The 14044-nt window shown below is 52.4% G+C and carries 10 protein-coding genes and 1 pseudogene; 8 read left to right on the top strand and 3 right to left on the bottom strand.

Annotated elements, in window-relative coordinates:
- The first annotated feature begins 30 nt into the window (after positions 1-30).
- The 7 genes and pseudogenes from QK296_RS18735 to QK296_RS18705 all read left to right on the top strand — a co-directional run.
- Positions 31-1770, top strand: coding sequence for an ABC transporter ATP-binding protein/permease (locus tag QK296_RS18735; protein ID WP_108538480.1), 1740 nt, complete (start codon positions 31-33; stop codon positions 1768-1770).
- Between the two features lie 9 nt (positions 1771-1779).
- Positions 1780-3018: a thioredoxin domain-containing protein gene (locus QK296_RS18730; RefSeq protein ID WP_108538479.1), complete on the top strand. Its 1239-nt coding sequence runs from the start codon at positions 1780-1782 to the stop codon at positions 3016-3018.
- A gap of 26 nt (positions 3019-3044) precedes the next feature.
- On the top strand, positions 3045-4391 hold the full coding sequence (locus QK296_RS18725) for a metallopeptidase TldD-related protein (protein WP_282391173.1): 1347 nt from the start codon (positions 3045-3047) through the stop codon (positions 4389-4391).
- A 16-nt stretch (positions 4392-4407) separates the two neighbouring features.
- The gene (gene tldD, locus QK296_RS18720; protein WP_108538477.1) at positions 4408-5856 is read left to right on the top strand and encodes a metalloprotease TldD; all 1449 of its coding nucleotides are present in this window, start codon (positions 4408-4410) and stop codon (positions 5854-5856) included.
- Positions 5857-7273: 1417 nt separating this feature from the next.
- The gene (locus tag QK296_RS18715) at positions 7274-7780 is read left to right on the top strand and encodes a sigma-70 family RNA polymerase sigma factor (protein WP_108538476.1); all 507 of its coding nucleotides are present in this window, start codon (positions 7274-7276) and stop codon (positions 7778-7780) included.
- 19 nt (positions 7781-7799) lie between these two features.
- Positions 7800-8738 carry a FecR domain-containing protein gene (locus tag QK296_RS18710; RefSeq protein WP_108538475.1) on the top strand — a complete coding sequence of 313 codons (939 nt, stop codon included), beginning with the start codon at positions 7800-7802 and terminating at the stop codon, positions 8736-8738.
- 460 nt (positions 8739-9198) lie between these two features.
- Positions 9199-9675: pseudogene (locus QK296_RS18705) on the top strand (efflux RND transporter permease subunit); the annotation flags it as partial.
- Between the two features lie 377 nt (positions 9676-10052).
- On the opposite strand, the gene QK296_RS18700 reads toward QK296_RS18705, so the two are convergent.
- The 3 genes from QK296_RS18700 to QK296_RS18690 form a co-directional block, all read right to left on the bottom strand.
- Complete coding sequence (locus tag QK296_RS18700; RefSeq protein WP_108538181.1) at positions 10053-10349, bottom strand: SCP2 sterol-binding domain-containing protein; 297 nt, start codon at positions 10347-10349, stop codon at positions 10053-10055.
- A 460-nt stretch (positions 10350-10809) separates the two neighbouring features.
- Positions 10810-11559, bottom strand: a complete 750-nt coding sequence (locus QK296_RS18695; RefSeq protein ID WP_108538182.1) for a TetR/AcrR family transcriptional regulator — start codon at positions 11557-11559, stop codon at positions 10810-10812.
- A gap of 146 nt (positions 11560-11705) precedes the next feature.
- On the bottom strand, positions 11706-13004 hold the full coding sequence (locus QK296_RS18690) for an FAD-dependent oxidoreductase (RefSeq protein WP_150689058.1): 1299 nt from the start codon (positions 13002-13004) through the stop codon (positions 11706-11708).
- 167 nt (positions 13005-13171) lie between these two features.
- Between QK296_RS18690 and QK296_RS18685 the strand changes: the two genes are divergently transcribed.
- A complete protein-coding gene (locus QK296_RS18685) occupies positions 13172-14041 on the top strand; it encodes an alpha/beta hydrolase (protein ID WP_108538184.1) in 870 nt (289 codons plus the stop codon).
- The last annotated feature ends 3 nt before the right edge of the window (positions 14042-14044 follow it).

Here is a 14044-nt window from a genome sequence, read left to right as displayed (position 1 = left end):
CAACCCCCCTGTTCAATACGAGTAGCTGCCATGAGTTTTGAAACGTCTGCCACTACTGGACAGGCTAGTCCCTTGCCGAAAAAAACCAGGGATGCTAACGCGGTATTGCGACCTAGCATCGCTCAAGTTCTGCTGCCTTATTGGGTATCCGAGGAGCGTTGGATGGCGCTGGGAATGCTCGGGGCCATACTTGTGATCGGGTTCTCAAGCACTTTTGGTTTTGTCGCGTTGAACGGCATTCAGGGTAAACTAACGGACGCACTTGTTGCGCTTGATTTGGAAACGCTTAAGCCGCTTTTTGTAGCAAGCCTGCTGCTGGGAGGGCTAACTGCGCTATTACCTATTGCTAGCGCGTACGCCTCCGGCCATTTGGAACTGAGGTGGCGCACATGGATGACTCACAGCTATCTAGAGAAGTGGACCAGTCACTTTATTTTTTATGCGCTGGAACGGGATCAGCTGATATCGAACGCTGACCAACGCATTGCGGAGGACATCCGGCTTACGGCCGATCAAAGTATTAACTTACTCATTTCCCTAGTGAGCGTAATCGTCAATACGGTTACGTATACCGTGCTTCTATGGACTGTTTCCGGCACGCTAGATTTCACCTTGGCTGACCATTCGTTCAGTGTAACTGGATACATGGTTTACGCGGCTTATGCATACTGCTTCTTTCATCTCTGGCTATCACATTGGCTGGGCAAATCTTTGATTGGGCTGAACATGCACAAACAGACCGTTGAAGCGGATTTCCGCCATCAAGGCATGCAGGTACGTGAATACGCGGAGCAGATTGCGTTCTATCGGGGCGGTCCACAAGAACGCGAGCTAATGTACACACTCTTTGAACGCGTGAAAACCAACACTAAACGTATTTTGCTTCAGACCTTTATCGTTATGTTTGGCCAAAGCTTCTACAGCAACCTCTTTCACTTGTTGCCAACCTTGTTGGCGCTACCTCTGCTTTTAACGGGCAAGATCACCTACGGCGACATGGTTCGAATAACCGGCGCTTACATGATGCTTTCCAACACGATCGCTTTTTTCCCGCAAGCGTATATCACATTTACCAACTGGCTGGCACTTACCAATCGACTACGCGATTTGACCTGTGCGATCAGTAAGGTCGAGCATCATGCCAGCGAGATCGCATATGTGCGAGGCACTGACTCGATCCTGCAGTGTCAAAATCTGACTTTGAATTTGCCGAATGCAAAACGGCTGAATAATGTCACCGACTGGAGCGTTGAAAAAGGTCAGCGATGGTTGATTACTGGCCCTTCTGGAAGCGGCAAAAGCACTCTTCTGAGAGCTTGCGCAGGCCTGTGGCCCTATGGTTCGGGCAAGGTGTTGCTTCCAAGTGCAAGCACATCATTGTTCCTTCCGCAGAAAAGTTATATTCCGCAAGGGCTTTTGAAAGACGCCCTCTGCTATCCGCAATCCAGCAACGCATTCCCGGACGACCAGTGCCGCCAAGCACTCCGAGATTGCTGTCTGCCTGACCTGGTGGACTCGCTCTCCGTCAATGAGCACTGGCAACAAACGTTATCCGGTGGCGAACAACAGCGTCTTGCCATGGCTCGCGTCCTCCTCCAGCGTCCAGAATTCGTCTTTCTTGATGAGGCCACCAGCGCGCTGGACCCTGAGACGGAACAGAAGATATACGACGCGCTGACCCAGCAACTGTCCGACAGCGCAGTGATTAGTGTGGCCCACCGTGAATCCCTTGTGCGCTTCCATCCGTACACCCTGTATCTGAAGAATTGAGGCAACATAATGTCTAATATCTTGAACGTGACAGAAGAATCTCTGGCCGCCGATGTCTATGGCGCAAGTACAACCGTTCTGCTTGACCTTTGGGCCCCGTGGTGTGCCCCTTGCCGTGGACTGGCCCCCAGCCTGGAGCGCTTGGCCAGCCTGACAAGCGAAAATCTAATCATCGCCAAACTCGACGTTGAACAATACCCTGACGCCATGGCGCGCTTCAACGTCAGGGGTATTCCCGCCTTACTATTGTTCAAGGATGGAAAAGAAGTCGGACGTGAATTGGGGTCCAAGACGCTGACACAGCTCAAGGATTGGGTAATGAAATTTGACGTAAATGTCAGTGAGCCCGCCCCGAAAGCGTTAGACGCAGCAAAATACGGTGCATTTTATGGAGACGGCGAACTCAAGCAGTTTCTATGCGAGCGACTCCTGCGGCACGCTGAAAATGGTCAAGTCTGCTCGGCACGCGAACCTTTTTGGCTAGATGGCGTAGGCACGCCTTGCGCCGCTTGGGTGCACTCAGCGGATACCACTGTATTTGAACGGCTGACCGGGCTTCAAGGCTCGTTTTTGCGGGCGTTCGATTTCGCCCGAGCCTCCACGGCTAGTGCGTTGAACCCGCTATTAGCCGCACTCAAGCCGGGCACGGACCTTAATTTGATACCGCTACAGCTCATTCGCCAATTTATGAGCGCCACAGCCTTTGACTGGCCACTGTTGCTGTCGGCAGTACCCAAAATTGAGGCATTGCGGAATGACTGGATCAGGCAGGCAGATATCTACCTTGATGGGGATCCTGCACGTGACTTGTTTCTGGAACTATCTGAACGGGTGAAGAACATCGAGGTCCCCAGCGACCGTGCAGCAGCACTGACCCGCGCCTTAATCGAGTCGCTATCCCCTCCTCCGGCCGCTGCAGAGTCAGACGAGTGGATCCATATTTTCAACCTTGCTATGTCGCTCTGTTTCCCCGTGGCACAGCACCTCAGCGGCTGGACACTTGAGGACCGCCAGACCGAAGAGCGTCGGCATGTCTGGTTCACGCAGCGACTAGGGCTCACTGCCGATGGCAGGTTTACTGATGAGGAGCTGGCCGAATATCAGCGTCAATGGAATCAGGAAAATGATGAATATCAACGTAAAGAAAAAGCTTTCTTCGAGAATGATATCCAAGGTCTCCGCCCCGTCACGTCCGTACTGCAACAACAATTCATTCATATTATGAACCGCGCTCCGGCCTTTACATAAGCCGGCGCTGAGGAAAGCACTTAAAAATGGCAATCGAAATCTCAAGCAACGCTGAGGAATACTCAGCGCTTGCAGATAAAATCCTCAAGCTCGCCGCCGTCGAGGGCGCAAGCCAGGCTCAAGTCAGTCTTTCACACAGCACCGGTCTATCCCTGCGTATGCGCCAGGGTCGCGTAACTTCTCGCATGCGGGAAACCCACAGTGGCTTTACGTTGACCGTTTTCAATGGCCAGAAAAAGGGCTCGGTCAACTCAACCGACCTGAGGGGCCGCACCCTTGAAGATTCGGTGAAAGCAGCCTGCGCTATTGCCCGGTTTACCGGAGAGGACGCTGCCGCCGGGCTGGCCAGCCCAGAACAACTGTGCCGCGCCCCAAAAGAACTGAGCCTGTTTCATCCGTGGGACCTTGATGAAGCTAAAGCGATGCGTTTGGCTGCTCGAATGGAAGAAGGCTTGGCAAGCGTTGGCGACGACGTGCAAAGCGAAGGCGTGTGGATAAACAGCAACCAGTTGTTTTACCTGCTCGCTACAAGTGAAGGATTCAACAGCAGCACTACCCAGTCTTTTCACAATCTTGGCGCTTCAGCATTGGGGCGGAATGCCAACTTCAGCGAAATGGATATGTGGTCTGAAGGAGCACGCAATTTCGCATTAATTCCCCAGCCCGAAGACATTGGTCGAAAGGCCGGGGTTAATGCGCGCGCATATCTCAACCAGCAACCGCTGACCAGCCGTCGTAGCCCAGTGCTGTTTGATGCGAGGAGCGCTTGTAGCCTCATTGGCCACTTGACACAAGCCATCAGCGACCAGGCGCTTTATACCGGGTCCAGCTTCCTTAGGAACAAGCTGGGGCAGCAAGTACTGGCTGATCATGTAAGTCTTTACGAAGATCCATACGCCTTAGCGGGTAACAGCAGTCTCGCATTCGACAGTGATGGGATCGCCCCGCTGCAGCGATATGTTGTCAATGGCGGCAGTCTGAATGGCTATTTTCTATCGCTGTATGGCGCTCGCCGGCTTGGCCTAACACCCACTGGCAACGGCTTCGGTCCTTCCAATTTGCTGCTTAGCAGCAGCCGCACTCAGTCGAGGGACGATTTCCCTGCCATGCTGAAAGCGTTGGGGACTGGCCTACTAGTCACCAGTCTAACTGGCAACGGGATTCGCATGATTACCGGTGACTATTCGCGAGGAGCACGAGGCTTCTGGGTGGAAAATGGCGTCATTCAACATGCAGTAACCGGCATCACCATATCCGGCAACCTGGCGCAGATGTTCATGGGCATTGTTGGGCTCGGTAGCGACAGGTTCATTCAAGGCTCCTTCAGTACGGGGTCAATCTTGGTTGACCAGATGCAAATTTCTGGCGAATAAGCTGAGGTAAATTTTTATGTCCCATTCTGAAGTCAATCATTTATCAATAGCCAGCGAAATCCTGCTGGCGCCTAACAGCCTTGATTTATCCGATATTCATCGCGCATTCGCCAGTATTCACGAACACAAGGTCGACTATGCCGACCTCTATCTGCAGTCGATCAAGAAAGAAGACTGGTCGATGGAAAACGGCGTCGTTCAGTCCGGATCCTACTCCGTGGATCAGGGTTTCGGCTTACGCGCCCTACACACCGACGAGACCGCCTTTGCCTATTCCCAGGTGATTGACGCGAAACAGCTAATGTCGGCGGCCAGATCAGTCCGAAACGTCGCCGCCCATGGTGACGCCCGGATAGCCCTGAACAATGCGTCAGTCTCACGCCTAGGTTTATATGGGCATGACGACCCGCTGCAAGCCTGCGATGCAGCCGAAAAAATTTCACTGCTCGAGTCGGTTGATCGCAAAGCCCGCGCGCGGGACCCTCGCGTGTCTAAGGTGATGGCACATCTTCACCTGAGTCATTCGATAGTCATGATCATGCGCAACGACGGCAGACTGGCCGCCGACGTAAGACCGATGCTCGTCCTACAAATGCGCGTATTTGTGAACCAGAATGGACGAATGGAAAGCAGCAGCGGACGTCTAGGCGGACGCAGTGACTTCAACCTGTTCAACGCCACTCGGCTGGACGAGGAAATCCGTCGTCTAGTCGATGCTGCATTGACTAACCTCGAGGCGGAAGCTGCACCAGTCGGCAGCATGCCTGTGGTTATTGCGCCAGGCTGGCCGGGGATGCTGCTGCATGAAGCCATGGGACATGGCTTCGAGGGTGACTTCAATAGGATGGGCACCTCGATCTACGCAGATAAAATAGGCGAGCGTGTTGCAGCGCCCGGTGTCAACATTGTCGACGACGCCACGCTAATGGGACGTCGCGGATCTCTTCATATCGACGATGAGGGTGAACCAGGCCAGCGCACCACACTGATCGAGGACGGCATTCTCAAAGGCTATATGCACGACAGCCTTAACGCCCGCTTGATGGGCCATGCCAGCACCGGCAACGCACGACGGGAATCCTATTCGCACCTGCCGATGCCGCGCATGACCAACACCTTCATGCTCAATGGCGAATTTTGCCCCGAGGAAATCATCAGCACGGTCAAGCGAGGCCTCTATCTTGCTAACTTGGGCAGCGGGCAGGTCGACATCGTCAGTGGACAGTTCACGTTCGAGAGCGAGCTTGCCTTCCTCATCGAGGACGGCAGGATCACACGACCTGTCAAAGGCGCTACTTTGACCGGGTCGGGACCGGACACCCTCAAGGTCATTAGCATGATTGGCAATGACTTGGCTCTGGATAATGGTGGCGCGACGTGCGGAAAATCCGGGCAAAGCGTACCGGTATGTGTCGGCCAACCAACGCTCAAGATCGACAGGTTGATAGTTGGCGGAACCGCCTGAAGTATTAACGCAACCGATATCCCCCTCAGACATGTTCATGTCTGCGGGGGTTCTCTCAGCTCTCTATAAAACAAGTGTTGGCGTCGGTTAGCCAAAATGTTGGGGTTGAAAATCTTCGGCAAGGCCGTTTCGACGTTCAGCTACTTGGAAGCGGGTCACTCAGATCCTAGGTGCGCAGTCAGTGGAGACTACTTGCCTATGATTCGTTATCAGAATGTATCCCTTTTTAATTCGCGGATAGATGATGTAGTGAATCACGGCGACAGGAGCCAAATTTCAATGAGTTTGGAAGCTCCCGTGTTTATGCTCACTCCATCCGTAAAAAATATATGAGAGCACAGTCAGGCGGCTGTGTAGGTATTGCTGTGCAATTAAGAATAGCGTTAAGAATCTCTTCCACACAAGGATGTAATAGCAATTGAAGTGTACAGCTTCAAATTTATTTGCCAAATGAGCAGATGATTCATAATTGGTTGTCAGTCGATACGCGGCCTTGGTCGCGTCACGTACATTGTTGCTCAACTGACCACCCAATCGGTTAAGCAGCGGGTGGCGTTCGCGATAACGATGCTGCTTCTCTACACCCGACAGCCCGACAGTCTGAAGCTTCCGAGAAGCATTATCGATCACGGCTCTCTGAGTAGCATCGAACTCAACATACTCAACGTTTTCCAATAGCGTTTCGTAAGATCGTAGAATTTTTTTTGACCAAGCTCGGTAATGTACATCGAATACTTCGCCCAAGACTATTGGTGAGCATCACGCATTGCTACCTACTTCAGACCGAATTCGGATGGTCGACCGTACTCCACAACGCATCCACCGCAGCTTGCATTCGTCCATCTGATGTGCGGAGTTTTACCACGTAAAACGAGCGTATTCCGAGCCGACCAGAGTTCGGTACGTATGCCGATCGCTGGCCAACACTTCATCGAGCGCCGCAGTAACGTACTATGCTGTTAGCAGAAGAATTTGGTAGAACTTTTCCAGCTAGCAATGGGTTTGAAAAGAGCATCAAGTTGTTCCGAAGAGGATTTATCAAACACATGTAGGATTGTTACCTTATATGTGCGATAGGAGAAGAAAAGTAACAGCGCAGGTTAGAAATCACTCGCTCGAACGTATGATCCCTTTAGCCATCGGATGGATCCAATGGAGCGTAGCTTTTACACCTTCTCCCGGCCCAGACCAGCTCCCCCAACACAGTACGCTGAGCACCGCACCATAAGCTGGCAGGCTTGTTTTTTTTGCCCTTGAATGTTGCTGAGATTCAATCCTTGATGAGATTAACCGAGGGATCTTGCTACATCATAGCCAATCTTTTGAGGTGGCATTTACCTTGCATGTCCCTCGTGGTAATTTCCGCTGCGGGTGTGAGCGGAGTCCGGATAGCTGCTTTTCGCGAGATAGTCGACTCATGTCCAGCGCAATGATTGGCCAACCTGCTTTGCTTACCGAAATCTTTCGCAGTGACTATCGATGGCTCGCCGAACGGCTGCGGTATCGGTTGGGCTGTAGACACAATGCGGAGGACGTCGCGTCCGAGTCCTTCCTCCAGCTCTCGACATTAGCTGCGCTGGAAAGCGTGCGTGACTCCCGAGCAATGCTGACTACCATTGCCAACCGAGTCATGTACGAAGGTTCACGGCGAAAAAAACTGGAGAGGGCCTACCTGGATGCTCTAGCTGCTGCCCCGGAACGAGTTCATCCTTCTCCGGAAGAACAGCACCTTTTGCTAGAGGCGCTGATCGCGATCGACAAAGTCCTGGAGGGACTTTCCACCAAAGCACGGCACGCCTTCCTTCTGAGTCAGCTTGACGGGCTCACTTATGCCCAAATTGCAAGTGAACTTGGCGTATCATCCAGCATGGTACGCCAGTACATGACTAAGGCCATGACCCAATGTTATCTGGTGATAGCCTAAATCCGAGTGTTCGAAAACCATGTCCAGAATTGAGGTACCCAACGCAGTTATACAACAAGCCATCGAGTGGATGGTGCAACTGCATTCGGGAGAAATGACGCAAGAAGAACTAGCTGCATTTCAGCGCTGGCGCTCTTTGCACTCGAGCCACAATCAGGCGTGCGCGAAGATTGAGGAGTCCTTGGGCAGGATGCCACATCTGGCGGCACAACCCGCACTGCGAGAGACCTTGAAAAGAGGCAGTAACAGACGGGAGTTTTTGCGTATGGCGCTGACCATTGCCGCCGTCGCCTCAACGAGCGGCTGGGTGTACAATCGACGTACCCCTCTTGCCGGGCTTTTCGCAGACCTCCATACAGACACCGGCGAGCGCAGAACAGAGCATTTGATGGACGGCACCGTTCTCACCTTGAACGCCCGAACCCGACTTAACTTGGATTTCGATGAGACCCGGCGAAATATTCGCTTGCTCAGCGGACAGATTTATATAGATGCTCTCCCCTCCAAGCCCCCCGTGTTCGTCACTACGGCAGAGGGCCAGATAAACTTCAACGGCGGGATTGTCACCGTCGCGGCACGCGAAGGAGTCACGCACGTTGCTGCGCTCAAGCAGACGGCCCAAGTCAGCACGCGACAAAGCACGACGCCCCTTCTAGCGGGCAACGGTGCGCTTATCAGCAGCCAAGGCATAGCGTTGCACCAGATATCTTCAGATTCTGAAAGCGCCTGGATTAATGGTTTTGTTGAAATAGATAACCAGCCTCTTGGAACATTGATCGAAGCATTGAGAAGCTATCGCACCGGAATAATTCGTTTGTCGGCACAGGCCGCGCAGATACGCGTCAGCGGAATTTTCCCGCTTGATAACACCGACTTTGCTTTAGAAGCGGTTGCGCAAACATTACCGGTCGTGGTGAGCCGGACGACAGCCTACTGGGTGAGTATCTCGGCCGCCTGACCCCTCGAGCCCTTGCCCGGAGGTTGCGACACGCGTTGCTATTCACACCGACTTGATTTCTGGTGTCGCAAAATAAAAAAACACTGACAACTGGAGTTTTCACGCCGCACAGACGTACGGACCTTTGGTCATTTCTCGGCGCGCCAATAACTATCCAGGAACCATGAAGATTAAACGCTCGGGCTGTAGGCTGTAGTCAACACGCCCCTCCTACCGCTTCCGTGCCTCTAGATTCAGTTTATCGGGGACCTGCCGCTATGTCGCAGAGGCTGCGCTTGCAGTTACCGACCAGATACACTGAAACCAACAAAGCCATAGCTCTGCTGAATCGGTACGCACTGTGCTGATGACCTAAAGGTCTCAAGGATGGCGAGCAAGTCGTGGTCACCGGCGTCGCGTTTCTCAACGACGGCCAGGCCGTCAACCTGCTTCAGTCCTCCAGCCGTTTGAGCACGACCGAATGATCAATCTGACCCGTCACGCATTGGGTGCGAGCCGCCTGACATTATTCGCCGCCCTGTTGATCCTGCTTGCAGGCGTGGCAACGCTCCTGAACTTCCCGACCCAGGAAGAGCCCTCAGTGACCATCCGCGACGCACTGGTGAGTATCCAGTTCCCCGGGCGGCCCAGCGAACGCGTCGAAGAACTGCTGGCCCGCCCCACGGAAGAAAAGCTGCGCGAGCTGTCGCAGATCAAAAACATCGTGACCACCATCCACCCCGGCAGCGTGGTGATCCAGGTGACGGCTCGCGACGAAATCAAGGACCTGGGGGTGCTGTGGCAACAAGTACGCAATAAAGCCGCCGAGGCAGGCGCGAACTTTCCAACGGGAACACAGGGCCCATTTGTCGATGACAATTTCGGGCGTGTCGCTGTCGCCTCCATTGCCGTCACCGCGCCCGGCTACAGCGTGAGCGAGATGCGGGGACCGTTGAAGGGTCGCGGTAGGGACGACAGTTACCTGCCGCCCCCCCCCCCGCATAGACCCGTACGTGCGGAACTACCAAATACGGCTCCTGTCTCGGGTATGTGACGCGAAGCGATCCTCAGGGTAAGGATGTGCATTTCTGGGACTAGGTATGTAGAAGTCAGCAAGGCGTTTATAGCGTGACCATTGAAGCCGATTACACTACGACGTTTTTCAGGGCTTGCCGCCATAGACGGCAGACCGCCGAACGAAAACCACCCAGACGTGTCCTAAATCATTTATAAAACGCCCGATATGACTCACCAGACGTTGTGGATCAAGCAATAGCCATTGATTATAAATGTAGGCACGATCTGTAATTCAACGCTCGTGCCCGCATATCTGATTCAGATCAATTGAGATAGCTTCAACGCGACGCCCATGTCGCCGTTCACCTTCAACTGCCCCTTCATAAAAGCCATCGTTGCTCCCTGCCGACCGGACAGGAGATCAAGGAAGGTGTCTTTTGAGCACAATAACTGACAGGTCCCCTTCTCGTCCGAATCCCAGGAGACGTCCTGCGTATCTGTCGTACTCGTTATTACGATCGCAGAACCGTCGTTGAACTCAACGCGCGCAACAGCCCCCAAGACACCTTTTGTCAGAACCTTTTTCAGCCCTTCGGTAATGATTTGATCGCTCATAGCAGACTCCATGACATTGAAATGTTAACGGATTTACGTGGGCAAATTGCGGAAAACCAAGCCTTCATACCGCACAAGAGGACTGCTTGACCAACCATAACCTGCTGTAAGTCAGATTATAGCGTTCAGACAAGGCTCGCAAGTCAGTCAGTAAGGTAGGGATCAATTCGACGATTTGACCGCACTGAAAGCGAATGAGCGCTCATCATGCGGTTGAAACGGGTCCGAAGAAACGCACGCAACGCGGGGGAAAGAGTCTCGATGACCGCTCGACTCGTGTACGAATCCAGAGACCGCTCGTCCATTTCACGCAGACAGAGCACGACTGCGTGCCCCACTTGGCAAGCCAACTCAACAATGAACGACCAGTACGCCGGGTGGGCTATGCATTCTAAACAGCGCGCCGTGAACGAGTGTCAGGATACCTAGATATCAAACTACAACACACCCCCTTAGACCGCTATTTAGCTCCGAGGACAGCCTTGGGATTAATTAAGCGCATCGTTTCAGGAAGAACATTTCGTAAGTAACCAATGATAGCCTTCATTGTCTCTTCGAATGTTTCATCATCGATATAACCACGAGCAGAATATGCCCCCGACCAAAAAGCATCGAGAATCTCTCCCGCGTACATAAAGTTTTTTTCTAGACCAGGAATATCCGGAACCATAAAGACGCGTTTCAGGTTAACCAATGCAGCCTGCCCCAAGGTATTACTACCCTGCATATTCGCCACGCGACTTTTCCTATGTAAAGCTGGCCCCAACAAAATCTCGCACATCGGGCGATTCGAATTAAAATGTACTCGAGCTGCATCCAGACTAATACGTGTCCACTCTTGCCAAGTGCTGACCTGTTGACCGACGAGCGTTGTTTGCGCAGCGATTATCTGCCCCGTTATAATATCATTATAAACCCTGTTCAGCTCAACATGAACCGCCGCCACCGTATTAAACAAGTAGTGCACAGAGGCAGGACTAATCTCAGCCTCCTTGGCAATATCATATAAACTAATATCTTCAATATTGGCGGCATTCAACAATCTTTGGGTAGCATCGAGAATCGATTGGTATCGACGCCGACTTCGCTCCTGAGTTGGAACTCGAGGAGTCCGCAGCACCTCCGCAGTTCGCCCCTTTCGATGTGACGCCTTAGCGCGAACTACCGGCACATCACCATCATCACCGCCACCTGAATAATTTTCGTCCACTTTACTTACCTAATTTGAATTTCTGAACTTTTTCCTGCTTTATTTTAACCGGAGCTAGAGCTTAGTAAGCTACTTTATAAAGATACCACGACACTTGAATTTATGCGGCAAAAAGTCGCGCGCGCACCAGTTTAATCAGAATAGCATTACCCCTCGCATGCGCGCCGAGCTGCTCGCTGGCCGCTTCGAACGCCGGCCTCCATGTGAACGCCATCATAATCATTTCCCGCAAAGGAGATGCCCTCAAGCGTCTGGGCATGCCTCTTGAACTCAAGAATTTTGCGATAAGCACCAGGGACGTATCTCGCGATCCCCCACGAGTGCCTTATCACCCGGGCCTCATCCACCCACCCAGATATTCCAGGAAAAAATGCTTCCATATCCCGCAAAGCCTGGGAAACAACAGCGTCATCCGTTTGAAAAAAAAGGTTGGTTGAGCTCGGATAACTCGACCACGCTGAAATGATCGCCTTACCACTAGGTACCATGTAGGGCGCTTTCCTACTGTGATTAATCGCCATATTGAATACCACATCCCGATAGGGATGCCCCATGTATACATAAGCTTCGGACGAAACCGGTCTATCCAGAAAAAAATAAACCAATACAAATGGAGCACTGGGACATTCATACAGAAATTCTTTTGCAACACTTAGTTCATCGGGAAGAATTTTGGCTGCCGCCTCAATTGGGCATGCAACAATTACATGATCACACTTGAGTATTCTCCCGTCCTCAAGAAGAACCCCGTCGACACGCGCTCCCGTTGTCAAAATTTGCGCGGCCGAATTAGAATATTGAACCGACACCGATGATGCCAAGCGCTCAGCTAGCGTTACAATTCCCGTACGAAGCCCAAAAACCTTTGTCGAAAGCGCGAGCCTCATTGAATTAATAGCATGGTAAAGGCTGGTATCAGAGAGAGTTGTATTTGTCATTGCATGCATCATTGGTCGAAGCAGAAAATCGTGAAAATCATCACCCGCCCAAGAAAATGCGTCCTCCGCAGAAACATCATCATATGAGGGAATATCTCGAGAAATCTCGAATTGAGGAAATCGCTTTGCAAAAGCAATATAACGAGCAGCAAACCAGGAAAAGTTCCGGACACCACGCGCATTCATCAACTTTATCACGCCTAAATCCCTATCCGGGATACGGAGTGATCCGCTTCGATCAAGAAATGAAACCTTGCCTTGCAAAGGCATAAGCTCGCTCTGTAAACCCACTTGATTTATTAGACTGAGCATCTCTGTGTAGTTCGAATGAATTCCCTGTGCACCGACCTCTACTGAATCCCCGTGACGTGTTAAGCGCCGGATCCGTCCACCAGGTCGCTCAGATGCCTCAAGGACAGTCACCTTTCGACCACGCTTGCTCAAAGCAGCCGCAGATGCCAACCCAGTGATCCCCGCTCCAATCACAATAATGTGTCCGTCTTTCATGCTTCATCGCCCCTTCATCGCAAAGCTCCCACCTCGCTGATCCGCGATGCTACCACTACAAGTTGACTAACATCAGGTTTTATATGAAGCTGATGCAAGCGCCCACGGTGGGCACATCTGCGCGAGCAACCGCCAAATAAGAGTTTCAAGACAGGGGTAGGGGTGAGATGAAAAACGACGAGACCGAATACCAAAAATCGTGGTTCATGACAAAGACAGGGCTGAAGCTTTTCTACCGAGACTACACCTCAAAGGGCTCTGAAATTCCGGTGATCTGCCTACACGGATTCATGCGCAACTCTCGTGACTTTGAGGATCTCGCCCCTCACCTGTCGACAGGCAGGCGCGTCATCGCGCCTGACCTGCGTGGGCGCGGGCGATCCGACCGTGCCACCGACGCCGAGGGATATCACTTTGATCTTCTAATCCAAGATACGTGGGAGCTCTTGGATCATTTGGAGATCAAGCGCGTCGTGATCATCGGTACAACACTGGGCGGCCTAATGGCCATTGAAATGGCAGGGCAAAACCCTGAGCGCGTTGCGGGAATCGTGGTTAACGATATTGGAGCAGAAGTCCCCTTGGCAGCGCTCAAACGAATGGCCAGCCATGCAGAAAATGCAGACTACTCATTCGATGAAGCTGTCGCGAGAGTAAAAGAGCACAACGAGGCTATTTACCCCGGGCTGGAACAGAGTGAGTGGAGTCGCTTGATGCTGCGCGCTTACCACGAGACCACTACTGGCCGTTACGAGCGAGATTTTGACCTGCTTACGATGCGCGAATCTGCGCGCATGCAAGCAAAACGACCGGAATTTTGGCTGGAGTTTGCCAAAGCGAGCGCAGTACCGGCTGCGCTAATAAGAGGAGAGCTATCGGATCTGCTTACCGCCGATATCGCTACACGCATGCTGGCCGTGAATGCTTCTGCGACGCTTACCAGCGTGTCAGACCGAGGACATCCTCCCTTGCTGGATGAGCCGCAGTCGCTGACGGCGATCACTGATCTTTTACAGCGCGCATCAAAAAAGGTTTGAGGG

The organism is Pseudomonas sp. AL10 (genome assembly GCF_029960685.1).
GTDB lineage: Bacteria > Pseudomonadota > Gammaproteobacteria > Pseudomonadales > Pseudomonadaceae > Aquipseudomonas > Aquipseudomonas lactis.
This window is presented reverse-complemented; position numbering and strand designations above follow the sequence as displayed.

Bases quoted from the DNA above. Each gene is read 5' to 3' on its own strand.
- QK296_RS18735 (WP_108538480.1), top strand. From the start codon at position 31: ATGAGTTTTGAAACGTCTGCCACTACTGGACAGGCTAGTCCCTTGCCG.
- QK296_RS18730 (WP_108538479.1), top strand. From the start codon at position 1,780: ATGTCTAATATCTTGAACGTGACAGAAGAATCTCTGGCCGCCGATGTC.
- QK296_RS18725 (WP_282391173.1), top strand. From the start codon at position 3,045: ATGGCAATCGAAATCTCAAGCAACGCTGAGGAATACTCAGCGCTTGCA.
- tldD (WP_108538477.1), top strand. From the start codon at position 4,408: ATGTCCCATTCTGAAGTCAATCATTTATCAATAGCCAGCGAAATCCTG.
- QK296_RS18715 (WP_108538476.1), top strand. From the start codon at position 7,274: ATGTCCAGCGCAATGATTGGCCAACCTGCTTTGCTTACCGAAATCTTT.
- QK296_RS18710 (WP_108538475.1), top strand. From the start codon at position 7,800: ATGTCCAGAATTGAGGTACCCAACGCAGTTATACAACAAGCCATCGAG.
- QK296_RS18700 (WP_108538181.1), bottom strand. From the start codon at position 10,349: ATGAGCGATCAAATCATTACCGAAGGGCTGAAAAAGGTTCTGACAAAA.
- QK296_RS18690 (WP_150689058.1), bottom strand. From the start codon at position 13,004: ATGAAAGACGGACACATTATTGTGATTGGAGCGGGGATCACTGGGTTG.
- QK296_RS18685 (WP_108538184.1), top strand. From the start codon at position 13,172: ATGAAAAACGACGAGACCGAATACCAAAAATCGTGGTTCATGACAAAG.